At 67.7% G+C, this 25,040-nt stretch carries 20 protein-coding genes; 9 read left to right on the top strand and 11 right to left on the bottom strand.

Going from position 1 to position 25,040, the window contains the following annotated elements; translation table 11 throughout:
- Positions 1–29: 29 nt before the first annotated feature.
- The gene (locus ABZS29_RS12060; RefSeq protein ID WP_355463160.1) at positions 30–566 is read right to left on the bottom strand and encodes a DedA family protein; all 537 of its coding nucleotides are present in this window, start codon (positions 564–566) and stop codon (positions 30–32) included.
- 371 nt (positions 567–937) lie between these two features.
- Here ABZS29_RS12060 and ABZS29_RS12055 point away from each other — a divergent pair, with 371 nt between their 5' ends.
- A complete protein-coding gene (locus tag ABZS29_RS12055; protein WP_355461081.1) occupies positions 938–1,603 on the top strand; it encodes a response regulator transcription factor in 666 nt (221 codons plus the stop codon).
- A complete protein-coding gene (locus ABZS29_RS12050) occupies positions 1,575–2,702 on the top strand; it encodes a HAMP domain-containing sensor histidine kinase (protein ID WP_355461079.1) in 1,128 nt (375 codons plus the stop codon). Before ABZS29_RS12055 ends, ABZS29_RS12050 begins: the two co-directional genes overlap by 29 nt.
- Here ABZS29_RS12050 and ABZS29_RS12045 read toward each other — a convergent pair.
- The 7 genes from ABZS29_RS12045 to ABZS29_RS12015 form a co-directional block, all read right to left on the bottom strand.
- The gene (locus tag ABZS29_RS12045; RefSeq protein ID WP_355461078.1) at positions 2,692–4,515 is read right to left on the bottom strand and encodes a copper resistance protein CopC; all 1,824 of its coding nucleotides are present in this window, start codon (positions 4,513–4,515) and stop codon (positions 2,692–2,694) included. The two genes, ABZS29_RS12050 and ABZS29_RS12045, sit on opposite strands and share 11 nt — an antisense overlap.
- Positions 4,515–4,982, bottom strand: coding sequence for a hypothetical protein (locus tag ABZS29_RS12040; protein WP_355461076.1), 468 nt, complete (start codon positions 4,980–4,982; stop codon positions 4,515–4,517). Before ABZS29_RS12040 ends, ABZS29_RS12045 begins: the two co-directional genes overlap by 1 nt.
- 63 nt (positions 4,983–5,045) lie before the next feature.
- Positions 5,046–8,096 (bottom strand): multicopper oxidase domain-containing protein, encoded by a 3,051-nt coding sequence (locus tag ABZS29_RS12035; protein WP_355461074.1) that lies wholly within the window; start codon positions 8,094–8,096, stop codon positions 5,046–5,048.
- Positions 8,097–8,107: 11 nt separating this feature from the next.
- Positions 8,108–9,400: a multicopper oxidase domain-containing protein gene (locus ABZS29_RS12030; protein WP_355461073.1), complete on the bottom strand. Its 1,293-nt coding sequence runs from the start codon at positions 9,398–9,400 to the stop codon at positions 8,108–8,110.
- 16 nt (positions 9,401–9,416) lie between these two features.
- Positions 9,417–10,670 (bottom strand): multicopper oxidase domain-containing protein, encoded by a 1,254-nt coding sequence (locus tag ABZS29_RS12025; RefSeq protein WP_355461072.1) that lies wholly within the window; start codon positions 10,668–10,670, stop codon positions 9,417–9,419.
- Positions 10,671–10,757: 87 nt separating this feature from the next.
- Entirely contained in the window at positions 10,758–16,181 is a 5,424-nt protein-coding gene (locus tag ABZS29_RS12020; RefSeq protein WP_355461070.1) for an SdrD B-like domain-containing protein, read from the bottom strand.
- Between the two features lie 289 nt (positions 16,182–16,470).
- Positions 16,471–16,605, bottom strand: a complete 135-nt coding sequence (locus ABZS29_RS12015) for a hypothetical protein (protein ID WP_355461068.1) — start codon at positions 16,603–16,605, stop codon at positions 16,471–16,473.
- A 92-nt stretch (positions 16,606–16,697) separates the two neighbouring features.
- Between ABZS29_RS12015 and ABZS29_RS12010 the strand changes: the two genes are divergently transcribed.
- The 5 genes from ABZS29_RS12010 to ABZS29_RS11990 all read left to right on the top strand — a co-directional run bounded on the left by ABZS29_RS12010 (position 16,698) and on the right by ABZS29_RS11990 (position 20,612).
- Positions 16,698–16,910, top strand: coding sequence for a hypothetical protein (locus ABZS29_RS12010; RefSeq protein ID WP_355461066.1), 213 nt, complete (start codon positions 16,698–16,700; stop codon positions 16,908–16,910).
- Positions 16,911–16,944: 34 nt separating this feature from the next.
- Positions 16,945–17,427: a DUF6153 family protein gene (locus ABZS29_RS12005; protein WP_355461064.1), complete on the top strand. Its 483-nt coding sequence runs from the start codon at positions 16,945–16,947 to the stop codon at positions 17,425–17,427.
- A gap of 144 nt (positions 17,428–17,571) precedes the next feature.
- Positions 17,572–18,201 (top strand): DUF305 domain-containing protein, encoded by a 630-nt coding sequence (locus ABZS29_RS12000; RefSeq protein WP_355461062.1) that lies wholly within the window; start codon positions 17,572–17,574, stop codon positions 18,199–18,201.
- 126 nt (positions 18,202–18,327) lie between these two features.
- Positions 18,328–20,421, top strand: coding sequence for a heavy metal translocating P-type ATPase (locus ABZS29_RS11995; RefSeq protein WP_355461060.1), 2,094 nt, complete (start codon positions 18,328–18,330; stop codon positions 20,419–20,421).
- A 47-nt stretch (positions 20,422–20,468) separates the two neighbouring features.
- The gene (locus tag ABZS29_RS11990) at positions 20,469–20,612 is read left to right on the top strand and encodes a hypothetical protein (protein WP_355461059.1); all 144 of its coding nucleotides are present in this window, start codon (positions 20,469–20,471) and stop codon (positions 20,610–20,612) included.
- A 487-nt stretch (positions 20,613–21,099) separates the two neighbouring features.
- On the opposite strand, the gene ABZS29_RS11985 is transcribed toward ABZS29_RS11990, so the two are convergent.
- Both ABZS29_RS11985 and ABZS29_RS11980 read right to left on the bottom strand, forming a co-directional pair.
- Positions 21,100–21,801 (bottom strand): GAF and ANTAR domain-containing protein, encoded by a 702-nt coding sequence (locus tag ABZS29_RS11985; RefSeq protein WP_355461057.1) that lies wholly within the window; start codon positions 21,799–21,801, stop codon positions 21,100–21,102.
- Positions 21,798–22,244 (bottom strand): hypothetical protein, encoded by a 447-nt coding sequence (locus ABZS29_RS11980; protein WP_355461055.1) that lies wholly within the window; start codon positions 22,242–22,244, stop codon positions 21,798–21,800. Before ABZS29_RS11980 ends, ABZS29_RS11985 begins: the two co-directional genes overlap by 4 nt.
- Positions 22,245–22,293: 49 nt before the next feature.
- On the opposite strand from ABZS29_RS11980, the gene ABZS29_RS11975 reads away from it, so the two are divergent.
- Positions 22,294–23,070 carry a GAF and ANTAR domain-containing protein gene (locus ABZS29_RS11975; RefSeq protein WP_355461054.1) on the top strand — a complete coding sequence of 259 codons (777 nt, stop codon included), beginning with the start codon at positions 22,294–22,296 and terminating at the stop codon, positions 23,068–23,070.
- 191 nt (positions 23,071–23,261) lie between these two features.
- Complete coding sequence (locus ABZS29_RS11970) at positions 23,262–23,984, top strand: GAF and ANTAR domain-containing protein (RefSeq protein ID WP_355461053.1); 723 nt, start codon at positions 23,262–23,264, stop codon at positions 23,982–23,984.
- Positions 23,985–24,078: 94 nt separating this feature from the next.
- Here the strand turns inward: ABZS29_RS11970 and ABZS29_RS11965 are convergent, their stop codons facing one another.
- Entirely contained in the window at positions 24,079–24,918 is an 840-nt protein-coding gene (locus ABZS29_RS11965; RefSeq protein WP_355461051.1) for a hypothetical protein, read from the bottom strand.
- Between the last annotated feature and the right edge of the window lie 122 nt (positions 24,919–25,040).

Raw genomic sequence — 25,040 nt, 5'->3', positions numbered from 1 at the left:
GTCCCTCCTCGCCACCGCGCTCGCCGTAGTCAGTCCGCGGCGCGGGACCTCCGGTGCTTGACGAACTCGATCGCCAACGGAGTCAGCGAGACGAGCACGATCGCGGCGATGATCGGCAGCAGGTAGTGGTCGATGTTCGGGATCCCGCTGCCCAGGGCATTGCCTGCCAGGACCAGGCCGATCGTCCAGATCACTCCGCCGACGATCTGCCACCGTGTGAAGAGCTTGGCATCGATCCGAAGCGCGCCGGCCAACGGATTCATCACCGTCCGTACACCGGGCACGAACCGCGCCAGTACGACGGCTCGGCCGGCGCCGTACGACGTCAGCTGCAGGCGGGCACGCTCCGCCGTACGAGCCAGACGCGGGCGGTCCATCACCGCCGGACCCGCCTTCCGCCCGATCAAGTAGCCCACCTGCGCTCCGGCCAGCGCGCCCACCGGAGCCAGGACCAGGATCCACGGCAGCGACAGGTGGACGGCAGTGGTCGTGAGCAGCCCCGCCGTGAACAGCAATGAATCACCCGGTAGCACGATGCCGACCAGCAGCCCGGTCTCCGCGAACATCACCAGCAACACCGCCCAGGGACCAAGATGGGTCAGCAGACTGTTCGGTCCAGCGGGTTCATCGAGACAGCTCCGAATCGTCAAGTCGGTCAGACGATCCGACGCTAGAAGAATCCCGCTGAGAGCGCGCTGAGTGTGTTGCGGGGGCCTGCGTCGCCGAGGGGGTGTCGGGGTGCTCGGTTCATCGCCACCGGCAAAGGCGCACACGGGCTCTCCGTGACCCGCGATTCCCGGCAACTGGTCGTGCACGGTGAACATTGGGTCCTTCGGGCTCTTCCCCGGGGCGTCACGGAGAGCCACAATGACCGAGGGGCAGGTATTCGGGTTCGGGGGTGGGCAGGCTCGGCTACGGCCGGGTCTGAGGGGGCTTGATGACGAAGATTCTTGTTGTCGACGACGAACCGGATCTGGTCCGGTTCGTTCGCCGGGCACTGGAGGCCGACGGCTACCAGGTACTGGCAGCGACCGACGGGTCACAGGGACTGTTGCTCGCGCTGACCGAGGTGCCGGATCTGACCGTGCTGGACCTGCGCATGCCCGGCGTCGACGGTCACGCGGTACTGGCCGGCGTCCTGGCGAGCCATCCGGGCGCCCGCGTGCTGGTGCTGTCCGCCGCAGCGGACGTCGAGGCTCGGATCGGCTGCCTGGAAAAGGGCGCGGTCGACTTTCTCGCCAAACCGTTCGCGATCCGGGAACTGCTGGCGCGAGTACGGTCCAGGCTCCGCAGTCCCGGTGACAGTTCGGGCGGGTTCGTACTGCGGGTCGGTCAGATCTCGCTCGACATCCGCGCCCGGCGGCTGAGCGTCGACGGCCGCGACATCACACTGTCGGAGCGGGAGTTCCTGCTGATGCAGCACTTCATGCGCAATCCCGACGCGGTCTGCTCCCGCAGCGAACTACTGTCCGCCGTCTGGGGTTACGACTTCGATCCGGCGACGAACGTCGTCGACGTGTACGTCGGCCGGCTGCGGGCCAAACTCCGCCACGATCTGATCCAGACGGTGCGCAATGTCGGCTATCAGCTTCAGAGCGCCTGACCACGGCGTCGCGGTCCGGACCGGCCGGCAACGACTGGACCGGTTCCGGCGCGGACTCCGGGACAACCGGCGGACCGACGTCCTGCTGGCGATCTTCGCGGTGGCGATGCTCCTCGCGATGAACGTCATGGTCGAGCGCGAGGTCGTGCCGTACCACCTGCTGTTCCTCGGGTTGACCCTCGTGTACGGGTTCCGGGTCTGGCCGCTCGCTCCGACGCTGATCGTCACTGCGCTGATCACACTCGTCACCGGCTGGATCCTGGTCGCGCATCAGCTCACCGACGGCAGCAACCGCGCCGAGTGGGCCGAGATCCCGCTGATGCCGCTGCTCTTCCTCGCCATGGTCTGGCACGCGCGCCGCCGGGTGGCCGCCCAGCGTGAGGTCGAGCGGATGGCCGAACAGCGCCGCGATGTCCTGGCTCGCGAACGTGAGTTCTTCCGGGATGCCTCCCATGCCATCCGGACGCCGGTGACGATCGCGCGCGGCCATCTCGAACTGCTCGAGTCGGCCGTCACTGATTCCACCGCACGCGATGACCTGGCGATCGCGCTACGCCAGCTGGACCGGATGTCGGCGTTGTCCAACCGCTTGCTGGCCCTGGCCCGGCTCGATGCCGGCCACGCGGTACGCAGGCAGTGGCTGGACGTGGGGTCCTTCCTGGCAGAGATCGTCCGCAACTGGACGACGAGCGCTGACCGCGACTGGCAGGTCGATCCCTTGACCACCCGACCGGCACCTTTCGACCCCGAATGGCTCGAACTCGCGATCGACGCGGTGATCGAGAACGCGGTGCACTTCACCGGACCTGGCGACCGGATCCAGCTGAGCTGCCGGGTCGAGCCGGACCGGTTCGTGATCAGCATCGGCGATTCGGGCCCCGGCATCGACACCGAGGACCTGCCGCACGTCTTCGAGCGGTTCTGGCACCGACGGCCACCGTCCGGTTCGATGGGCAGCGGCCTCGGACTGCCGATGGCCCAAGCCGTCGCCCAGGCTCACGGCGGCCAGATCACCGCGCGAACCGGCCCACTCGGCGGCGCGCTCTTCGAGATCACCGCGCCCGCCACCGGCCCCGAGGACCACACGATCACCGACTGAGTGATTCCGGTCGACGTGCTTCGTGCGCGATGTTTTGCCCCGCCCCGGGCTCAGTCACGAGCCGGGGGACCACAACTGCCGCCGAACCCGTCCTGGGCCGGGCGACGACCCACCAGCCGGCCACGATCAGGACAGTGACAGCCAGCCAGAGGACAAGCAGTTCGTTCCGGACAGGCTTGGTGGAGACGATCTCGGTCCACGTCACCGCGGGCGCCCCGGCCACGACCCAGTCATAGGTATGGGCTTGTTCCGGCAGGCCTGCCCGCCGTACCGTCACCACGAATCGGGCCGAGCCACTGCCACTCAGTACGACGGGCGCCGACCATCGACCGTCCGCGAGGCGTTGCGCGGTCACGGGCGGAAGGGTGCTGCCGTCGGTGTCGACGAGCCCGACCGTCACGGTACCGACCGGTGCCGGGGCGGGCCGCCGACTGTCGAAGACCTCGACCATGACCAGGTTCCGGCCGGGTGCGTTGGGCCGCACCGCCAGCGTCTGCTGGAGGTCCGCGACCCGCGCATCCTGGAGCGGAACCGCTACTGCCTTGGGATCCCGGATGAGCTGAGGCTCCAGCGCCGGCTGGCCGCTGGTGATGGTGGCCGACAGCCCGAGGACACCGATCGCCAGCACCGCCTCCACCGGGATCGTGCCGCGCCGGAACGCGGTTCCTGGGCCACGGACCCGGCGATGGTTGATGACTCCCAGCGCACCAATGACGGCCACCAGGCCGATCTTCAGCAGCAACGTCCGGCCGTAGAAGGTGGCCAGGGCCGCGTCCACCGACCCGATCACGCCGCTGGTGAGGTAGAGCCCGGTGCTGATCACCACGCTGATGCAGATCGCCGCCGGCCGGCCGAACGATCGCAGTACGGCGATTGCCGCGGGCAACTGTGCCCGGCTGCCACGAACAGCCGAGACGGCGATCAGCATGCCGATGGACAGCGCACCAGCCCAGGTTGCGGCGGCGACGAGGTGAAGTGCGTCCGCGACGACTCGAGTCACCGACAGCTGGGCCGTCGCCGCGGCGTGACCCATCAGCGCGGTCCCCAGCCCCACCGAAGCCGCGCCCAGCACGAGACCTGCCGTCCGGATTCGAGACCGTCTCACAATCGCGCCTGTGAGCAGGAGGACAAAGCCCAGCTCGCGAAGCCCCCACCGCACGCCGTAGCCGCCGGCGAGCAGACCCGTGGTTGCCCCCCGGAGCTGGAACCCCAGCAGGGCAAGGCTTCCCAGCAGTCCGGCTGCCGCACCCGCCGGCCAACTGCGGTGGGCCATCCGCAGCCAGCCTGGCGGGGGGTTGCTAAGGCGTCTGAGCAGCGCACCCATCAGGGCACCGCCGAGTGCCAGCGCGAGGGACAGGAAAACCAGCCAGCGCAAGCCTGCTTCCCCAGGCGCCGGCTTCGGCTCGTTGAGTCCGGCCGCCTCGACCGGACGGCCTACCCCGAAGACCAGCACGCCGGCCGTCCGGTGCAGGTCGTCTGCCGACAAGGTCTGCCATGACAGTCGATAGGCTCCCTCGGGCAGGCTCGGCAGTACGGCGAGCACCCGCGAGGGCTCTTCGCCGCCCTCCCCCTCGATCCGCAGCTCCGACACGGCGTACCGTCGGCCGTTCTCGCCGACAAGCTCGAGCTCTGTCGCCGCCAGCACGACCGTCTCGCTGAAGTCCAGCCTCAGCTGGTGCGGAGCGGTCGCGACGGTCGCGCCGTCGGCCGGGCTGCTGGACGACAGGAACGCGTGCGCGTCGGCGGTCTGCGGCGCCCAGAAGCACAACAACGCGACGAGGCTCAGGAGCAGTCCGAACCGCCGCGCCCGCATCACAGCACCGGCGCGTGCTGAAGGTTGAGTGACCCGACCACGATGGTCGCCTTCTCGGAGTGCCGCAAAGCACCCTTGGTGTTCTGGTAAACCAGGTAGTAGGTCTGTCCCGCACGCAGGGTGTGGCCCTGCTTCATCACCGACACTCGCTGGGTGCTGCCGGCACGCTTCTCGCTCCGCAGCTCCGGCGGATGCTGGACGTCGGACTGGAACCGGGTTGCCTTCTCACTGTCCAGCACCACATAGGTCAGAGTGATCAAGCCACCGTCCCCCACCACGGCGATCCGGCTGAACCGCACGCCGTACTGCGCTTCGATGGCCGCGCTCTGCGGGAACTCCGTACTGCGCGATGCCTTCGCGACCGCATAGCCGCCTGCCGCCAGCACGGCTGCCAGCACCACCACGACAACCACGATCCGCCGGATCCACGGCGCTGTTCGAACCTTGCCGAGTACTGCAGCGATCATGTCCTCCCCCTCCCAGGGACAGTGCCGGGGCCCTGAACATGCAAGGCCCCGGCAGTACATCGACTACGGCATCGTGAATCGGGTCGAGGAGAAGCTGTCGAAGTACGCCCGGCCGGTCGAGCTGCCGCTGAGGCCGGCGGACACCCCCAGCCAGGCGGTCTCGATCCGCAGCGTGCTGCTGTTACCGGTCTGCAGTGACCGGCTCACGCCATCCACCAGCAGCCGCAGCGACCCTGTGTTGGTTCCGGTGGCCGGGCCGGAGACCCAGTCGACCTGCAAGGTGTGGGTCCCTGCTGTCAACGTGACCCAGGCACCGGTGAGCGCTGTAGTCCCACTCCGATCGAACACTGTCCTGACCTGCGCCGTACCGGCAGTGAATCGGTACTCCAGTGCGTAGACCTGACCGTTGGTAGCGGTCCGGCCCTGCAACAGCGCCAGTGCGGTGTTCGCGTTCGTGCCGGACGTCAGGGTGTTCCGGTTGAACACGAAGCGGGCGTGGTACGTCGTCTCCGCGGTCGGCGTGTTGTCGGTCAGGTAACCGTTGCCTGGCAGCGTCACCTGCAGGCCGCGGATACTGCCCGGCTCGATCGCCGTCGGAAGCGCGGCCGTGGTGGTGTTCGCCACGCCGCCCGTACGCGAACTCCAGAATCCGAAACCGCCGGATTCGAAGGTGTCGCCGAAGATCCCGTTCGGCCGTTGCACCGAGACCGACTTGTTCACCGGCTTGCTCCAGTTGCCGGCCAGATCCTGCACCCGCAGGTTGAAGACCTGGTTGCCCGGTGGCACTGTCGCCAGCGGGATCGTCACCTGAACCTGGCCGCTGACCACGCTCACCGGCACCGAGACTCCCTTGCCGACACCCGGATCCGTGGCTCCGAGCCAGTACTCCGCCTTCGCGATCAGCGAGGCGTCCGTGACGGCGGCGGTCAGGGTCAGGTTCGGGGCGCCGTTGGTCGGGTTCGGCGTCGCGGTCAGTACGCCGAGGACCGGCGCCGTCTTGTCGACCACGAGGTTCACTGCGAACAGCGGACCCCAGTTCCCGGCCGCGTCCTGACCACGGACGTAGACGTGATGGGTGCCGTCGGCAAGTGCTTTCACCTGGGTCAGCGGAATCAGCCCGTAGAAGGCCTCGCCACTGGAGTCCAGCTTGCCGTCGACCGGCAGCAACTGCAGCCCGGTACCCTCGGCAGGATTCGCGGCCGGATCGAGGAACGCCTCGGCGTCGGTCAACAGACTCTGCACCGCACCACCCGCGTCCTTGTCGGTGATCTGGGCGGAGATCAGCAGGCTGCCCGGGTGACTCTTGTCGGCGAGGATCGCGTTCGTCGGGTTGGGCCCGACGCTGGCAGCGTCGACCGCGGGACCGGTCAGATCGATCGGCAACTCGATGTCGAGCGGCGGCCCCCACAGCCCGAGCGAATCCTTGCTGTGCACGAAGACGTGGTGCATCCCCTCGGGCAGCGCCGCCAGCACGGCCGGCGCCAGGTCGGCATCCTCGGAGACCACCGTGGCGCTGCGGTTGAGCGTCATCGGCGTACCGGTTCCGTCGGCTGCCGTCGCGTCGAGGAAGTACTCCGCGTTGGTGATGCGGCCACCAGCCTCGGTGTCGTCGCCGGTCGCCGACACACTCACTGTCGTGGCGGCGTTCGACGGGACGTCGGCGATCGAGCCGTTCGTCGTCTGCGGCCCGGTCTTCGGCAGGTTGAGGATCACCGAACCGATCACACCCCAGTTGCCGGCCGCGTCGAGGGCCCGGACGAAGACCGTGTGCCGGCCTGCGTCGAGAGCGTCGAGGACGGCTGTGGTGATGGTGCCGGTGGCTCCGGTGATGCTGACACCGCTGCCCGGCAAGCTCATCGGAGTACCGAAACCGACGCCGGTGGCGACCGCGTCGTCGATCACGAACTCGGCTTGGACGACGGCGGACCCGCCAGTGGTCGCGTCGCTGAGATCGGCGGTCAGGGCCACATCGGCCAATCCGTTGGACGGGTTCGGCGCCAGCTTGAGATGCGTCGGCACCGGACCGACACCGTCCGTGCTGGGCGGCGGCGCGTTCGTGTCCAGGAACGTCAGCATGCCGCCGAAAGCCGCCTGCAGCGGATCCGCCGTGTGCTGCCCGTTGTTGTCCAGGTGCCGCGACGAGTCGTAGACCGCGAGCTTCGCCTCGGGCCCGGCCGGCATGCTGACGAGTGCGTCCAGCGTCTGACCCGGTTCAATGCTCTCCGCGGCCACCGTGGTGGCGTAGCGCGCCGGGTGACCGCCCTGGGCGACCTCGATCTGTTCGCCGCCGAGCACAGTCATCGGATGCGTCTGCGCACCCACATTGATGTAGCGCACCAGCACCTTGTGCCCCTGGTCCGTGGCCACCGGATCGGTCGCCGGGAACGGTTTGCCGTTGATCAGCCGGTACTTCGGGCTGAAGTTGCGGAGATCGAAGGCTCCCGGGTTCGCGTTGAACGCGGGGTCGATCTCGCTCAGCACGAGCACGGCGTCGTCGTCGTACGCCGTCGCGGGGAACCCGGCGGGTTGAGTTCCGTAGGCGGTGCCGTCGGAGGCCAGCACGATCAAGGCACCGGCCAGGCCCATCGCGACCTGGCGGGCTCCGTTGGCGGTGTGTCCCGCCTCGTACAGGAACGTGCCTGCCCGTCCGGCCGTGAACGTATAGGTCCGGGTACCGGCGTCGATACCGACGGTATCCTCGCCGCCGGCCGGAATCGGCTGGCCGGGGAAGGCCAGCGAAACACTCTGGCCGGCCAACTGGTTGTGCAGGGTCACGCTGACCTGGTCGCCCTGATGAACCACCAGCACCGGCCCCGGTGCCTTGGCTGTTCCGGCGGCACCTGTCGCGGAGAATCCCCAGATCGGCACCGAGGCACCCAGCAGGGTCGCCGTACCGGCCATCGCGTACAGATCGCAGGCGGCCGTGCCGCTGCCGAACGTACAACCGGCCGGCACGAGCTTGCCTACGGCAACAGAAGCCGCCGCCGGCCGGAGCTGTGGCCGGACCGCCGGGGACGCCTGGGTGGCGCCGGCGGCGGGGCCTGTCATCGTCAGTGTGAGCACGCCGGCCACGACGGCCGTGGCGGTGGTACGGAGCCTGTTCCGCATCGTCATCGGTCGGCCTCTCACTGGTTCGGGCAACCGGCGGGCGGATCGATGCGGAAGACCGTCATCATGCCGCCGAAGGCTGCTCCGTAGTTGGTCGCTTGTTCCAGCGCGTGGCTGTGCGCGATGTGGTAGTACTCGCCACATTCGTTGTTCTGCGTCAGGTTGGCCGGCACGCTGTTCTTCGTGCCCAGGTAGCCGCTCTCGGAGAACCAGGTGTCCGGCCCGACCAGCAACTGGTCGGTGATCGCCGGGATCTGCGTCGGGATCGGGTTGGTGGATGCGTTCCAGTGTTCGGTGTCACGCCAGTCCATCAACACGTCGAGCGTCTGACCGGGTCCGACGTCCAGGTCGTACTTCTGGTACGACAGGTCCTGTCCCTCCGGGCCTTGGAGCGGATGTCCGTCGCGGTTGATGACGCGCTCGTCGCTGCCATGCGGGTGGAACGGGTAGTTCACGCTTCCGGCGTTGAGGTATCGGATCGTCGCCGGTAGCGGGTTCGTGACCGCGTCGTACGGCTTGATGTGGACCAGAGCGCCGTACGGCTGGGAAGGCAGCCAGGGCGCGTTGTTCGGCGCCAGCGTGTCCGGCATGCTGCGGCCGTTGATCAGAAAGTATCGCGACTTCGACGTGGCCCAGTTGACCGGTTGGTTGCGCTCGACCGCCAGGTGGACGTCGGGGTCGATCTCCGACAGCAGGTAGACGTACTCCTTGCCGGCGGTGAAAACCGAGTCCGCGCGGTCGTTGACCTGGTTCGAGTGGCCCGCCGGGCGGACCACCAGAGCGCCGTACAGGCCCATCTGGAGTTGCTTGTCGATGTCGGTGCCGGTCTCGTACAGGTAGGTGCCCGGACTGCCCGCGGTGAAGCTGTAGGTCACCGAGCCGTTGCCTGCGGCCGCCGGCTGGACGAGTGACGTCAGTGATCCGCCGGTGTCGAACTGTGGCTGCGCCGGGTTGCCGTTGGCCTTGACCGCCTTCTGGCCGGGGAAGACGATGGATGTTGCCTCGGGCAAGGTGTTGTGCAGGACGACGGTGACCTGCCGGCCGGACTCCACACAGAGGATCGCACCGGGCAGCTGGAAGCCGCGCTTGCTGTTGCCGTAGCTCCACATGTAGATCGAGTTGCCGTCAGGAGTGGACACATAGCCGTCCTCAGCTGTCAGCGAGAACGTCTGGTTCGGGTCGGTGTCGCACAGGAGCCCTTCCGACATCGCCGCCGCGGCCGAGGCCTGCGACCAGATCAGCGCGCTAGCGCCGACCACCACCGCCGCTGTCCCGAGCGCCAACTGCCGCCGGACCGAGAATCGTTTCATCGGATCATCGCCCCCGTCACGCGTTCGCCGCGGTCTGTGCCGGATAGGTGCCTGCGGCCCCGACGACGATGCGCGTCATCATGCCGCCGTAGCCGGGACCACCCCCGTTGTCCAGGTAGGAGTACTTGCGGTCGTACAGCAGGTACTCCCCCGGCGCCGGCGCGACGAAGATCGCGTCGCGGCTCTCGCCCGGGCCGATCTCGACCATGTTGGTCGTCAGGTAGTTCGTGGTCCCGTCCCGCCCCTTCAACAGGCTGGCGTCCTTGGCAACCACGGTGAGATCCAGGTTGTCCACGGTCATCGCGTGGTTCTGGTAGCCCAGGTTCGACATCCGCAGCAGCACGCGGTCACCGGTGTTGCACCTGATCAGCGACGAGATCGGCTGGTACTGAAGACGTCCTGCCGCCGTACTGAGCGGATCGCCGTTGGCGGCCGTGGTGTCGGGGTAGGCCCGGCCGTTCAGCAACCAGAAGCTCGGGTCGTAGTCGGTCCAGTCGTTCACCTGGATGTGCGCGTCCCGGTAGTGCGCGGCCGACCACAGCTCGGTGAGCATGAACGCGAACTCGCGGTCGTAGGCCGTCGAGCCGTCGCCGTCGTTGTAGGCGTACCGCTCTCCCGGATGCAGCGGCGTCCGATTCTGCTTCGGCCGGACGAAGACCATCCCGGTCATGCCCATCTGAACGTGCTCCACGTCTTCGAAGTGGCAGTGGTACATGTACGTGCCGGCGTCGTGGGGCCGGTAGAAGTAGGTCAGGTCACGCCCGATCGGGACAGCCAGCGAGAGCTCCGGTACGCCGTCGAACAGCGGGATCGCGTTGACGAAGCCGTGCCAGTGCAGCGTGTGGCCGTCGAACAGGTCCGGCCGTTGCGCCAGCCCGAGATTCGTCAACGTGAGATAGATGTCGTCCTCTTCGTCGAAGGCCATCATCGGCGCACTGATCTGCGCCTTGCCGCGCTGAGCAGCCACCTGGTTCGACGCCATCCCGGTCACGTCCCGGAAGCCGAAGACGTAACTGTTGAAGGGACTCGGCGCCAACGGGTCCGGGAAGAACGGCGGATCCGGCGGCGCGTCTCCGGGCATCGCGACCCAACCGTCGGTACCGGCGAGGTGGACCTGCTTGACCGGGTGTACGGCCAGGGCCGAGGTGGGCAGGCCGGGTGCGGCACTGGCGGTCAGCAACCGGCCGCTGAGCAGCGCTCCGCCGACGACACCCGCGCCGCCTAGAAACGAACGCCGCGACAGTCCGCGCCGTACGGGATGATCTGTCACTTCGAGCTCCTGAAGTCGGTGGAACGTGGTCGACGGCCGGGCGAAAGGTGTGGCCTGCCCGGAGGAGGGGCAGGCAGACCACACGGCTCACGGCGTCATCTGGTCCGAGCCGGCGTCGTACCGGCGTTGCTGGAGCGGGAAGACACCGGTGACGGTCGGCCGGGGTTGACCGTCGATATCGGGCGTGCGCGCCGAGACCGTGTAGCTGAAGCCCGCGGTCGGCGTGCCCCACCGAACCACCGTGCCGGCAGCGCCGAGTCCCCGTGCCGGAGTGGTCGGCGTACCGGTCGCCAGATGGAAGTCACCCAGAAGTGACGGTGGCAGCAGTTGCGCCACGATCACCGCCTGCCGGAAGGCCGGGTACGACCTGACCGCCAGCACGTTCACCGTCACCTCGTAGGGCGAGACGAACCTTGGGTCGGTGGTGGAGTTCGACGCGTCCGGAGCGGATCCGGTCTCGTCCTGCAGCACCGAATGGGTCGGGGTCAGCATCGCGCCCGGTACGTCGGACACACCCATGTCCCAGCTGTTCACGGAGTTGGCAGTGCCGTCCGGAAGTTGACCGCCGATGCCGAAGACCCAGCCGCCGCTGAAGTAGCCGGCCCGGTTGTCCCAGAACACGTCGTTGAGCAAGGCAGGCTTGCTGAACGTCGTGTTGGCCAGCGTCTGCGAGCCCGGGAAGAACGCCGTGTTGCGCAGCCTGGCCTGGAGTGGATCGCTGTTGGCGGCCGTGGACAGGCCGGCCGGAGCAGGATCGCCGTTGCTGGTCATGGCGGTCGCAGTGGTGAGGTTCTTCGTCACCGTGTTGTTGACGATGTTGACGAACGCCGCGTCGTCCAGCGCCAGCCCGCCGCCCTCGTGCGCGGAGACGTTGTCGGCGATGGTGTTGTCGTTGATGTCGATCGCCTGCGGGTCGTTCCGGGTCACGTGCGAGCCGCTCACCTGCAGCAGCCGGATGCCGCCGCCGTCGTCGTTGGCCAGGTTGGTCTGGATCGTGTTCCGGTCGATCGTGACCGGGCCGCTACCGGGAGACAGCGCTGTCGGCGTCGCCGGTAGCTCACCGGCGACCATGATGCCGCCGCCCTCGTCGTACGAGGAGTTGAACCAGACCCGGTTGGCGGTGATCCTGCCACCGTTGCTGCCACCGGCGTTCGCCATGTAGCCGAAGGCGGTGATCCCACCGCCGTACTCCGCGGAGAAGTTCCCGCAGATCGCGTTGCCTTCGAGCTGGTAGCCGTCGCTGCCGGTGAACAGCCCGATCCCGCCGGCCAGGTTGGTGCCGCCGTTGTCACGGACCTGGTTGCGGGCGATGACCGGGTCGTAGTTGCGGTTGTCCCCGACGTACGGCGTGCCGATCCGGATGCCGCCGCCGTACGAGCCACCATTGCCCACAATCACGTTGTCCGTCACGCGCAGGTTGCGGATGTTCGCGTGGGCGTAGACGCCGCCGCCCTGCGTCACCAGTGCACCGGCCGCGCCGTACGGCGTCTTGATACCGCCGGTGAGCACATTGACGTTGGCGGCGATGTCGGCCTGGGCGCCACCGGTGATGGTGAAACCGTCCAGCGTGATCGGCCAGCTCGCCGGCGTGACGCCGGCCAGCGCCGGGTCGTCGAGTACCGTGACGACCGCGGAATCGGGGACCGCCGGATCACCGGAGTAGCTCAGGCCACTGATCCGGGTGACCCAGTCGATCCCGTTCTGGTTGTCCAGGTTGAAACCGGAGCCGTCCAGGATCGACCCGGGAACCCAGGTGTTGCTCGCATCGAAGCCACCGGGTCCGACGCCCTGGATCTTCACCTGGTGATGGACGATGACGTTCTCGTTGTAGTCGCCGCGCGGGTTGCTGCTGGTCTGCGTGTTCGGCCACACCACGACCAGCCAGTACGGCTTGGCGGGCGCGATCACCTGACCTCTGCTGTTCCGCACGATCCTGGTCGGCCGGGCGGCCTCGAGACCTGCCTGCACCGTCTTGTACGTCTTGGTCGGGCCGACCTCCGCAAGCTGTGGGTTGTTCGGATCGGTGCCGGGCGTCGACGCATTCGTTGCCGACAGCACCTGGATGGTGATGCCGTTGACGCTGTGCTGACCGTTGTGGCCGGTGATGGCCAGCTCCGCCGACCCGAGCGGGAACAGGTTGGGCACGGTGAAGGTGACGCTCTTGTTGGTCCAGCTGGTCACCGCCATCGTGGTGCCGTTCAGGGTGATCCGGTCCGGAGCGCCGGGATCACCGAACCCCAGCCCGCTGACTGTGATGGTCCGGTTGGGATCACCGCGCCGGATGTAGGGCCTGCTGACCGCCAGCAGCTGCGGCGTACCGGCACCCAGATCGCAGAAGGCCGGGTTGACCGTCGTGGTGTCCGGGGCGAGCACGGTCGACGCGACCTGGGTGGGCGCCTCGTCGGTCACGGTGTACAGACCGGGCCAGCCCTGGAAGTTGGTCGCGATCGTCCGGAACCGTGGGTTGTAGTCCGGGTTCAGCGCCCCCGGCTGACCGGGATCGTTGCCCACGAAGCGGTACATGTTGGGACACGGACCGGCCGGCACAGGGCAGTTGTAGGTCCCGGTCGACGGCTCCAGACCTTCGTACAAGCCGTTGAAGTCGGTGTGCAGCGTGTCCATCAGGCGGCCGGACCAGTCGTACAGGCCGACCGGAACGAAGGGCAGCCCCTGTGCCTCGCCGTAGTTGACGCTGCGCTTGTCGAGGGTCAGGCCGAGGTCGTTGAGTGTCAGACCCCAGAAGTGCGTCGGGATCGGTACGTCGGTGAACAGGCTGAAGTTCGGCGCGGTCGCCTGGTTGGCGCGCAGGCCGACCAGCTTGTCGTCGCACGACGGCCGCTCGTAGCCCTGGAACGGACTGCCACCACCTGCGTTGAAGTTGGAGTTGGTGACGTCGACGGTGTGCAGCGGACCGACGCAGGGCGAGACGATGCCGGCCTGCTGCGACGGCGGTTCGGCCGGCGGCGTGGGGGTGGCGTCCGGCGGCCCGGCCGGATCGTTCGCGACCGCCGGGGTGGCCGGCGGGTAGTTCTCCTGCGGGAGATAGGTGTCGCCGTCGAAGACGTTGATGTCCTCTTCCTTCGTCACCTGGTACATCGGCTTGCCGTCGACCGGGTCGTTCGGGATGTCCACCGAGACGATGTAGTCCCGGGCCGGCAGGTCCTGCTCGGTCCCGGCCGGCAGCGGTGCGTACAGCGCGAGACCGTCGGGATTGTGTGCCGTGTCCGTCGGTGGGTAGAGGTTGATCTTCGAGGTGGCGAAACCGTAGTTGCCGTTGACAGTCTGGCTGCCGCCCGCGCTGTCACTCGCGCCGACGGCGAGACCCATCATCGGCGCCTCGACGCACATCGCGTTCGCGGCCGGCCCGAAGGCAGGCAGCGCCTGCTGGTCGGTGAGCGGCGTGTTGTTGTACTGGCGTGCCGTGCAGCCTCGCGGCGGTTGCCACTTCTCCGAGGTGTACGAGTCCTGTACCTCCGGACCCTTGACGAAGGCGCCGTACCGCGGGTTGTCCGTCATGCCGCCGTTGCCGTCGGAGATCTGCTTCGGCTCCGTCTGATAACCCTGCCGGCAGAGCTCCGCCGGGGTGGTGTCGACACACGCCAGCGGCACGTACAGCTTCACCGGTACGTCGGGAATACCCGGCTGGTACGGCTCGGTGGCGGCCATCGCCGGGTCGAGCTCATTGCGGGTGACGTCGTAGGTGACCGTGCCGACGATGCCTCCGTTGGTGCCGGGATCGTACGGCTGGACACCCCAGTCGATCTGACCGCTCAAGCCGATGATCGGCAGGAAATTCAGGTCGACGAGGCTACCGAGCTGGGTGGTCGCCTTCGTCTCGTTCGCGCCCTTGTACGTCAGGCCGGTGGTCCGGTACCGGGTATTGAAGGCTTCCAGGACCAGCCACTTGCCCAGCGGGTAGGTCTCCTTGATGTCGTAGTTGCCGTTGACATCTGTCGTGGCCGTGTTCGTGTACTGGTCCATCAAGGAGTTGTCGCGCTCCCGCACCGTCAGCGCGAAACCGGGGACAGCCCGCTCGCCGGTGTCCTGCTTGCCGTTGGCATTGGCGTCGACGAAGACCTTGCCGTGGATGTGACTGAACCATCCGACCAGCATCTCGTTGCCGACGTCGGTCAGGTCGCCGTTGTGGACCTCGACGTTGAAACTCCACAGGATGTAGTCCTGGTCGTCGTCCCAGAGCGTCAGCTGATAGGTACCGTCGGGGACGTTCTTGATGTCGAAACTGCCGTCCGCCGCGCCGCGTCCGACGTACACGGCAGCATCACCGGCATCCAGGTCGGACAGGGCGACCCAAGGGCTGGCGATCGGACCGTCGGACTTCGCGCCGGCGAAGCCGGTCTCCGGAACGACCTGGCCGTTCTGACCGCCGATGTAGGGCAGACCTGCGATCACCACACCCTTGATCTCACCGGTCGGCAGCGGCCCGGTCCGTGGCGGAGCGAGAGCCCGGGTCCGGACGAAGCCGAATTGGACTGCCGGCACCAGTTCGGCACCGCGGACCTGCTCGGTGTCGTAGCCGGTCTCGCCTTCCTGCTGCCAGATGTCGTGGTCGTGGCCACCTTCGAGCGTGGTGGTCTGCACCCACTGATAGGTCTGACCCGCCGCCGGAGCGGGTGGCGTGACAGTGGCGGCGTACCGGTTCGGGCCCATGTTCGGAATGACGATCTGGCCGGTCGCGTTACTGGTGCACTTGCCGGTGGACCGGGCGGTGTCGACGATCGGCTTGTTGTTCGCGTCGAACAGCATCGGCCCGCTGCCGTTGGCGTTGCGGTGCCGGTAGACCGTGCAGAGAGCGTTGCCGTAGTAGTCGGTGCTGACCAGCCCCAGCACATCGGTGAGGTTCGCGGTGAACCCGGCCAGCCCCTGCTCGGCGTCCATCTCGTAGGTCCCGTCGACCGGCAGGTTGTCGTTGAAGACTTGGAGGCGCAGCGTCGTCAGAGGCAGCGGTGTGGGGTTCATCCGGACGTCCGCGTGCGTGGTCGCCCCAGACGTGACGGTGAAGTGCCGGCCGTCGATCTTGAAGCCGTCGGCGGTGACCGAGATCAGATATTTCCCAGCCGGCAGATTGTCCAGCGACTTGCCGTCGTTCAGGTCAGCCTCGGTGCCCTGGGCAACGATCGGCGCGAAGCCGGACGTGGCCCTGGTCGAGGGCCACGGGCAGGTGTCGGCATAGTCCGGATCGCTGGATCCGCCGGGCGCCGTGCTCGGCAGACAGCGATCGGTGAGCTGGTTCGCGGCAGTGCCGGGGTCACCCGTGTCATCCACGTTGATCAGCCACTTGTACTGCGTGACCGGGTCGTTCTCGTGGACGAACCCGGGGCCCGAGTTCACCGACCGAGCGCTGGCCACGTGCAGCGTCAGGCTGCCCGGACCGGCCGCCGCAGCGGGTCTCGCCGTACCGGCCAACTGCGCCGCGGACAGCACCGCGGACAACAGGCCCACGGACATCAGCGCCCGCAGCGCGCGCCCCCTGGATGTCAACTGATGAGTCACGACCCCTCCCCCTCTTACCCCGACTCGCGTGCGTCACCCCACGCGACGGTTGTCGACCGCAACACTGCGACCGCCCAGTGGTTCGAAGACGCTTCCTAAAGGCACTGTCATCTTTCTGTCATCACCGCACGCCTGAAGCAGACGCAATCGACCGAGGCACACACGGCGAGCTAGATGACCGCCTGGCCAGGGCAAGACGGTCCGAACACACCAGCCCGCGTGGTGCCGGGCGCGGGTCATGCCGTGCATGACGATGCGCCACACGTGGTCGACCGGCTGCTGCTGTCGTTCATCTCCTGCTGAGTGCTGTCGGCGAGACCCAGGACCGAACCAGTCGCGCGATCGCCTCGGACGCTTCCTTGAGCTTGCGGTCACTGATCGCGGCCGCTGGGATGTCGCTGGCGTTCATCCCGAGCCTGGGCATCGCCTTGCTCGGCCCGCCCTGAAGAAGGCGGGCTGGCGTCCGGCATCGTCAACACGAGCTACCAGGTCGGCTCCGCGCTCGGACTGGCCGCGATGACAGCCGTCGCTGCGGCCAACGGCGCCGACCAACTCGGCGACCTCGCCTCGCTCACCGACGGATACTCCGCAGCCTTCATCGGGGCGGCCTTCATCGCGGCAGCCGGAGCGATCCTCGCCGCGATCACGCTGCGCAGCACTCCGTCGACAGCCACGGAAAACAGTGTCGCGACATCGACGGCTCCCACCGACACCCCGGCCGGCCGGTGAAGTGCGGGCGGAGGGACTGGCTAGGCTGGTGTCGATGACCAGCCAGCACATCAGCACGCGACGAGGGTCCACCCGGGCCCTGGTCGCTGTGCTGCTGCTCGCAGGCGTTCTCGCCATGCACGGCCTCACGGGCAACCACGACGCCACCATGGCGATGACAAGCCACCTGCCGTCAACGGCAATGGGGCATGAGGCCGCACCGAAAGCCGCGGTCGAATCACACTCGACGCACGTGACGCAGACTCCCGCCGCCACTCCCATCGTCGACCAGACGACGTCACCAGAGCCTGTAGTCGTCGAGTCGAACGGCGACGGGCACCTGCACTCAATGGGTGACGCGTGCCTGGGAATGCTGGTCGCCCTTCTGCTCGCCCTTATCGCCGCCCTCGCGCAGCGCAGCCTGACGGTCTCGCACCCCGTCGTCCTGGCGCGCGCCACGGTCATCGTGGCCGACGACGGCCCGTCGCCTCCGTGGCACCGGCCAACCTTGTCGAAGCTCTGCATTCTGCGCACCTAGGCCGACCCCTGCCCAAAACCGGGTCGCGGCCGCCACCTTCAGGCGCCGCCCTGGATTCGCGGTACGCCGCCACTGCGGCTGATCACGCGGTCGCGCGACGCATCGTCTTGCGCGCTGCCAGGCTTCGAACGACAAGGAATGAACATGCGACACCACCTGTGGAAAACCGCTGTCCCGACGGCCCTCATTCTGCTGGCCGGCTTCACCCTGTCCGCTTGCGGCAAAGACGCCGACGGCGGCTCCATGCCCGGCATGAACCACGCCACTCCGTCGGCCGGCTCTTCAACCTCGCAGACCGGCGACTTCAACGACGCCGATGTCGCCTTCGCGACCCAGATGATCCCGCACCACCAGCAGGCCGTGCAGATGGCAAGCATGGCGGGATACAGCGCGACCACGCCCGAGGTGAAGAAGCTCGCCGCCGCGATCAAGGCCGCTCAAGATCCGGAGATCAAGACGCTGTCGGGCTGGCTGGCCAGCTGGGGCAAGCCGGTTCCGACTCCCTCGCACAGTGGCCACGACATGTCGGACATGCCCGGGATGATGACCGAAGAGGAAATGTCCGACCTCGGCAACACCCAAGGGTCGATGTTCGACCGGATGTGGGTCGAGATGATGATCAAGCACCACCTCGGCGCAGTCACGATGGCCAAGACCGAACAGACCACGGGCAAGAACGCCGACGCGATCGCGCTGGCCAAAAAGATCGAGACCGGCCAGAACGCCGAGATCGCCACCATGCGGCGCCTGCTCGGCCGCCTCCCCGTGAGCTGATCCCTCGGCTGCCGGCAACAGATTTTCCGACAATCCGGAATACCCCCCTGGGGTATGTTGTTATGGGTCGTGCGGCCGCGGCTCGCCGCCGCGGCCGCACTGACATCGATGTTGAGAGGACAGATCATGGTGAAGGCCTCCCCGCACGGCCAGGACCACCAGCACCCTGGTGACCACCACCACGAGGCGCACACCGGGCACGGCGCAGCCGGCGCCCATGCCGGCCACGACAAGCACGCCGGCCACGACCCGGAGATGTTCAGGCGCAAGTTCTGGCTCAGCCTGCTGCTGACGCTGCCGATCGTTGCCACCAGCCACATGGTGATGGACTGGTTCGGCTACACGCTGGACTTCCCCGGCATGAGCTGGGTCGGCCCGGTTCTCGGCAGCTTCGTATTCTTGTACGGCGGCTGGCCGTTCCTGGTCGGCGGCGTGCAGGAAGCTCGCGACCGGGCCCCCGGCATGATGCTGTTGATCTCGATGGCGATCACCGTGGCCTACGTCGCCTCGCTGGCGACCAGCCTCGGTGCGTTCGACCTGGACTTCTGGTGGGAGCTCGCCGCGCTGGTCACGATCATGCTGCTGGGCCACTGGCAGGAAATGAAGGCCATCGGCCAGGCGCAAGGCGCCCTCGCAGCCCTGGCCGCCCTGCTGCCCGACGACGCCGAGCGGGTCACCGGTGACGAGGTCGAGACCGTCGCGGTCTCCGACTTGAGCGTCGGCGACGTCGTACTGGTCAGGTCCGGCGCGCGGGTGCCGGCTGACGGGGAGATCGTCGAGGGCGCGGCCGAGCTGGACGAGGCGATGATCACCGGTGAGTCCAGGCCGGTCGCCCGGGCCGTCGGCGACCGCGTCGTCGCCGGAACCGTGGCGACCGACTCCGCGATCCGGGTCCGTGTCGACGCCATCGGCGACGACACCGCACTGGCCGGCATCCAGCGGCTCGTTTCCGAAGCACAGCAGTCCAGCGGACGGGCGCAGGTGCTGGCCGACCGGTTCGCCGCGATGCTGTTCTACATCGCCACCGCCGCCGCTCTGGTCACCTTCCTTGCCTGGTGGGCGTTCGGCACCCTCGACGAGTCCGTCGTACGAACCGTCACCGTCCTGGTGATCGCCTGCCCGCACGCCCTCGGCCTGGCCATCCCACTGGTCATCGCGCTGTCCACCGCCGTCGCCGCGAAGGCAGGCATCCTGGTCAAGGACCGGCTCGCACTGGAGCGGATGCGCACCGTGAACGCGGTGCTCTTCGACAAGACCGGCACCCTGACCAAGGGCGAACACGCAGTCACTGGCATCGCCGGCGACGGGATCGACGAGCCCGAAGTACTGCGGATCGCTGGAGCCGTCGAGGCCGACAGCGAGCACCCACTGGCCCGGGCCATTGTGACCGCCGCCGACCAGCGCGGCGGACGCGCCAAGGCCGGTGACTTCAAGTCGCTGACCGGCCGCGGCGTCCAGGCGGTTGTCGACGGCACGACCTACGCCGTCGGCGGGCCTGCGCTGCTGCGGGAACTGGACGCGACCGTGCCCGGCGCCCTGCGAGATCGCGCCGAAGAATGGTCCGGCCGCGGAGCCGCCGTGCTGTACCTGCTGCGCACCGACGGTTCGGCATCTGTCGCCACCGGCGCGATCGCACTCGAGGACGAGGTGCGACCCGAAGCCCGGGAAGCTGTTGAGCAACTGCGCGCCGCAGGCGTAGCCAAGATCGTCATGATCACCGGCGACGCCGAACCCGTCGCCCGCGCGGTGGCCGCCGACCTCGGCTTCCGCGACGGCATCGACGAGGTGTTCGCCGAGGTACTGCCGGCCGACAAGGATAAGGCCGTCAGCGAACTGCAAGCCCGCGGACTGAAGGTGGCAATGGTCGGCGACGGCGTCAACGATGCACCCGCCCTGGCCCGCGCCGACGTCGGCATCGCCATCGGCGCCGGCACCGACGTGGCCATCGAGTCGGCCGGAGTCGTCCTTGCCTCCTCCGACCCGCGCGGTGTCACCGGCGTCATCCGGCTGTCGAAGGCGTCGTACCGCAAGATGATCCAGAACCTCGCCTGGGCCGCCGGCTACAACGTCGTCGCGATCCCGCTCGCCGCCGGCGCACTCGCCTGGGCAGGCATCACGCTCAGCCCCGCGATCGGCGCCGTACTGATGTCAGCCTCGACCATCGTCGTCGCCGCCAACGCCCAACTCCTGCGCCGAGTCCACCTCACCCCGGACCGCTGACCCCTAAACCCACTTCCGACATCGATTGACTCAGGAAGGGAACCACCATGTGCACCGGCTGCAGCTGCGGCGCCCCGCTCGACGACGACCACATCCGCTCCGCAGTCGAGGGCGCGGACTATCAGCTGGCCACCGTCCTGACGGCGCCTCCTTCGGGGGTTCGGTTCGCACTGCGCGAGCCGAACCGCTGAACGCTTGTCAGCAAGAGGGGCACGAGGCGTCAGATAAACGGGGTGTTGCGCAGGAACGCCTCCCAAGCTGACTCTGGCGTTGTTGCTGCTGATCCTCACCGTTGCGCGGTCGGTCCTTCACAGCATCCGCCGACGCGGTGGAGGAGACGACGAGCGGGACGAACTGAGCCCGGGAGCATCGCGAGTAAGCGCGAGCTCGGTCGGTCGGCCTGGCCGATCCCGCTGATGGCCGCACCCTCGCCTGCAAGCGAGCGGCGGGCATGACTTCACCGAACGGGGGCACAGGGTCACCAGGCGTGAGTTCCGCCCGGGACGGGGTTCGTGCCAGGCCGCGCGCGTTCACACCTGCAGCGCGCGCGGCCGCCGTTTCACCGTGTGCGCGGTCCGCAGCCGCTGCTGGTCTGAACGGCTCGGACCTCGAGGCGATCTGGCCCCCGAGAAGCCGATCAACCTCTGCCGAACCGGTACCCGGAAGCGGCCGGCCGATTCATTGCTTCCGGGGCAGTTTGCGGGTGTCGATCAGTTCCTGGGCCACATCGCGGAGCTTGCGGTTGGTGTCTTGGGAGTAGCGCCGCAAGACCTCGAAGGCGCGGTCGCCGTCGAGGTCGAAGCGCTCCATCAAGATGCCCATCGCCTGCCCGACCAGCTTGCGGGCGTCCACCGCAGCCGCGAGCGACTCCTCGTGCCGGGCCGTGGCCACGGCAACCGAGGCATGCCGCGCCAGGATGTGCGCGATCGCCTCGTCGTCAGGACTGAACCCGTCCGGCACCGGACTGTACAAACCCAGTACGCCGACCGTCGAGCCGCCGCCAAGCATCAGCGGGACGTCCAGCACGCTGCGCACCCCCAGCGAGGCGACCTTCGCCGCCCACTCGGGCCAGCGGTCGTCGGTTCCGGTGTCGCGAATCAGCAGTGGGGTACGTTCGCGCATCACCACCGCCAACGGCCCCTCGCCGTGATCGAGCTGCAGCCGGTAAATCTCGGCGACCACCGGATCGGTCACCGCCGGGAACTCCGGACCTCCGCGCGTAGACAGCGCCACACCGGCATAGGTACAGCTCAAGGCCTGGAGCGCGAACCGCACCACCGCGTCGACGGTCTCCTCGACGCCGGCCGCAGCATGCATCTCGACGGCCAGCTGCGCGAACGTGTCGGCCGACGAGTGCCCCGCAGAGTCAAAGGGCGTCATTTCCGGGCGCGATCGGCTTTGGGCTTCGTGCCCTGCGCGGCTCGTGATCTGACCGAGCTGTTGTCCTCAGGGTCGGTCGAGGCGTCTTGCTGGTCGAGTTTGCGCTGGTAGAAGTCGTACGCCGCCTGCTTGCTCGTTCCCAGGGCGCTGCCGACCTGGCTCCAGCTGGCTCCCTCTTCGCGGGCTTGCCGGATCATGTGCCATCGCGCGCCAGTGAGGAGGTCGACCACCCGCCGGCTGGCATGGAGCGCCTCCAGACCGGTCACACCCGGAAGCTCACCCAGAGCCTTCACGAGGACCACAACAGGGTCGCCTGCTTGCTCGGCCTCCTCGATGCGCCGCTCGTAGATCTCTCGCTCGTCGCTGACGTGTAGTACACGGAGTAGCTCCTCAAGGCCCCTGTTGTCCGTAGGCGCAGGAGGCTGTGCTGCGTCACCACTCATAGCGTCAAGATAGCTTGACGAACTGGCAGCGTCAAGCTACCTTGACGTTATGAGTGCAGACGCTTTCCCCCGAGTACGCCGGGCCGGACACCCCGGCCACGAAAGCGTCTACCGGACTGAGATTCGATCCACGGAATTCACCTCCGCCGGCCGGTTCGCTCAGCTCGCCGTCGACCTGCATGACTCCGCCAGCATCGAAGAGACCGTCCAGGCGGTGGTCGAGTTCGCATTGCACGCGCTGAACTGCACCCACGCCGGTGTGGCACTGTCCTCGAATCGGGGCCGCGGGCTGGAAATTCCTGCAGTCACTCATCCCGTTGTGGCCGAGATCTACCAGCGGCAGGTCGAGGGGTGGCAGGGTCCGCTCACGCAGTCGATCCGCGACCACGCCGTCGTACGGGTCGACGACACCGCTACCGACGATCGCTGGCCGCAGTGGGCTGCTCGCGTACTCGAGCTCGGCGTCAGAAGTGTCCTCGACGTCCCGTTGACCACTGGCAATGCAACAGTCGGCATCCTGGGCCTGTACTCCGCGAACCCTTCCGCGTTCGGACCCGACGAGGAGGCCGTCGCGCACATCCTGGCCAGGCACGCCTCGGTCGCCGTCGCGAACGCCCGGCACGAACAGAACCTCGCGGCCGCGGTCGACGCCCGCAAGCTGGTCGGGCAGGCCATGGGAATCCTGATGGAACGCTTCGACCTCGACGGCGACCGAGCCTTCCAGGTGCTTCGCCGCTACTCCCAGGACAACAACCGCAAACTCCGCGACGTGGCCCAAGAGCTCATCGACACCCGCAAGCTCCCCGGCTCCCTCAAGCGGCCGTAACGCCGACCCCGGCCCCTCTGACCGCGGACTGCCCTGCAAAAGTTTTGCACAAGTTCGAGGATCCGCTGAGCTGGGTACAAGCGAGGAGGATGGTCCCATCTGGGTCGCCAACTCGAGGAGGCGTTGGGGTGCTGTCAGACAACAGACCGCAGCACGGCCGCGGCCGGGGATCGGACCAGGCTGGTGACAGCGTGCGCAGTCACGATCAACTGGCCGCAGAGCTCGGCCACCTGGCCCGGGCGCTGCAGCAAATCTGCAGCGCCGGCGAACTGCTGCAAGAGATCGTGGCCTCGGCGGTGCACCTCATCCCGGGCGCTGAAGAAGGCTCGATCGCCGACATCACCAACCGCCGCCACATCGAACACAAGGCTTCCACCAGCGACTGGGTCCGCAGCACGGACCTCCTGATGGCAGAGACCGGCCAAGGACCGTGCCTGGACGCGATCTGGACCCAACGGACCCTGCGTGTCGACGACCTGGCCACCGAGCGACGCTGGCCCGAATTCACCCGGCAAGCCGTCAACCTCGGCGCCCGCAGCGTGCTGTCGTTCCAGCTCTACGTCGAACACGGCAACCTCGGAGCCCTCAACGTCTACAGCCGCACCCCTGGCGCCTTCAACGACGACTCCGAACACGTCGGGCTGCTCGTCGCGACCCATGCGGCCATCGCGTACGCCGGCTCCCGCAAACGGCAACATCTCGAAGACGGCCTGGACTCCCGCGGCCGGATCGGTCAAGCCATGGGCATCCTGATGGAACGCCACCAACTCGACCGCGCCCGAGCCTTCACCGTCCTGGCCCGCTACAGCCAGGACGGCAACCGCAAACTCCACAGCATCGCCGACGACATCGTCCGCGACACCGAAAGCGCCGCCTTGACACATCCGGCAGTCAGCAGTTCAGGGTCTTCATGATCCCGGCGACGCTGTTCCAGTTCTGACAGGAGGCTGTCATGAGAGCACCTAATCAGGAGGTCGCCCGGCTGCTGCGCAGCGTCCAGCACGGCGATCAGCCGACCGCGTCCGCCTTCGCGTTGCGTTCGGCCGCCGACCACGCCGGGTCGTTGAACAGTTCGGCGGACTGCTTCGGTCCGAAGAACACCGCCTTGGCCTGCGCATCACCAGCGAGCTGGTACCGGAACCACGCCGTACCGACGCCGATCGCATGAATGCGGGTCTCGCCGGGGAAGAAGTGGTCGGAACCCTTCAGCTCGGCGAAGACGGCCGGGTACTTCGTTGCCCAGCTGTAGCGGCTCCGCACGTAGAACGAGGGCACGATCGTGTCGACCTGCCCCGCAATGAACAGGCTCGGCCCGCGCAACGCCGGAACCGATCCCTGAGGACCGGGCTGAATCGGCAACGTAGCCTTGACCATCGGGTCGGCCCCGGCCGCGATCGTGCCGCCGCCGCCCTGCGAATGACCCGCCGCACCGATGTTCTTCGCGTCGATCCGGTGGTAGAACACACTGCCCGACCGATCGTTCTCAGCGAGCAGGAACTTGCCACCGGCAAGCATCTCCTGGCCGGAGCCGGACTGACCGGTGTTCGCGGCGGCCACGACGATGCCCCACGTTGCGAAATGCCGCAAGAACTCGTCGTACTGGTCGACGGTCGCGCTGGTGCCGTTGCCCCACAGCACGACTGGGTACGTCGTCGAGCTCGTGGCGAGGTCGGACGGGTAGTAGAGCGTGTGGTCGGGGCCTCCGGCAACCTTGGTGACCTGATGCGGGCCGGCCTGCTCGTAGTAGCGCACGGCGGTCGAGGCCGGCGTCGTGGCCGTCCAGGCCGGCTGAACGGCCACCAGGCCGAGGAGAACAGCAGCGACAGCCGTTGTGAGAACAACAAACATTTTTCGCACTCGAAAGCACCTTTCGGGAGGGCGGGACGGCCTGATTGTCTCGTCTCCGACGATCGAAAGGCTTTGGGTTCGAGAGCAGAAATTCGCGCCGGGATTTGTGACCCGCCACAAAT

This window comes from Kribbella sp. NPDC005582 (assembly GCF_040605415.1).
Taxonomy (GTDB): domain Bacteria; phylum Actinomycetota; class Actinomycetes; order Propionibacteriales; family Kribbellaceae; genus Kribbella.
The sequence above is the reverse complement of the archived record's forward strand: the minus strand, read 5'-3'. Positions and strand labels throughout refer to the sequence as shown.

Excerpts from the sequence above, each read along its gene's own strand:
- ABZS29_RS12060 (WP_355463160.1), bottom strand. The coding sequence starts at position 566 with ATGTTCGCGGAGACCGGGCTGCTGGTCGGCATCGTGCTACCGGGTGAT.
- ABZS29_RS12055 (WP_355461081.1), top strand. The coding sequence starts at position 938 with ATGACGAAGATTCTTGTTGTCGACGACGAACCGGATCTGGTCCGGTTC.
- ABZS29_RS12050 (WP_355461079.1), top strand. The coding sequence starts at position 1,575 with ATGTCGGCTATCAGCTTCAGAGCGCCTGACCACGGCGTCGCGGTCCGG.
- ABZS29_RS12045 (WP_355461078.1), bottom strand. The coding sequence starts at position 4,515 with ATGCGGGCGCGGCGGTTCGGACTGCTCCTGAGCCTCGTCGCGTTGTTG.
- ABZS29_RS12040 (WP_355461076.1), bottom strand. The coding sequence starts at position 4,982 with ATGATCGCTGCAGTACTCGGCAAGGTTCGAACAGCGCCGTGGATCCGG.
- ABZS29_RS12035 (WP_355461074.1), bottom strand. The coding sequence starts at position 8,096 with ATGACGATGCGGAACAGGCTCCGTACCACCGCCACGGCCGTCGTGGCC.
- ABZS29_RS12030 (WP_355461073.1), bottom strand. The coding sequence starts at position 9,400 with ATGAAACGATTCTCGGTCCGGCGGCAGTTGGCGCTCGGGACAGCGGCG.
- ABZS29_RS12015 (WP_355461068.1), bottom strand. The coding sequence starts at position 16,605 with ATGCCCAGGCTCGGGATGAACGCCAGCGACATCCCAGCGGCCGCGATC.
- ABZS29_RS12010 (WP_355461066.1), top strand. The coding sequence starts at position 16,698 with ATGACAGCCGTCGCTGCGGCCAACGGCGCCGACCAACTCGGCGACCTC.
- ABZS29_RS12005 (WP_355461064.1), top strand. The coding sequence starts at position 16,945 with ATGACCAGCCAGCACATCAGCACGCGACGAGGGTCCACCCGGGCCCTG.
- ABZS29_RS12000 (WP_355461062.1), top strand. The coding sequence starts at position 17,572 with ATGCGACACCACCTGTGGAAAACCGCTGTCCCGACGGCCCTCATTCTG.
- ABZS29_RS11995 (WP_355461060.1), top strand. The coding sequence starts at position 18,328 with ATGGTGAAGGCCTCCCCGCACGGCCAGGACCACCAGCACCCTGGTGAC.
- ABZS29_RS11990 (WP_355461059.1), top strand. The coding sequence starts at position 20,469 with ATGTGCACCGGCTGCAGCTGCGGCGCCCCGCTCGACGACGACCACATC.
- ABZS29_RS11985 (WP_355461057.1), bottom strand. The coding sequence starts at position 21,801 with ATGACGCCCTTTGACTCTGCGGGGCACTCGTCGGCCGACACGTTCGCG.
- ABZS29_RS11980 (WP_355461055.1), bottom strand. The coding sequence starts at position 22,244 with ATGAGTGGTGACGCAGCACAGCCTCCTGCGCCTACGGACAACAGGGGC.
- ABZS29_RS11975 (WP_355461054.1), top strand. The coding sequence starts at position 22,294 with ATGAGTGCAGACGCTTTCCCCCGAGTACGCCGGGCCGGACACCCCGGC.
- ABZS29_RS11965 (WP_355461051.1), bottom strand. The coding sequence starts at position 24,918 with ATGTTTGTTGTTCTCACAACGGCTGTCGCTGCTGTTCTCCTCGGCCTG.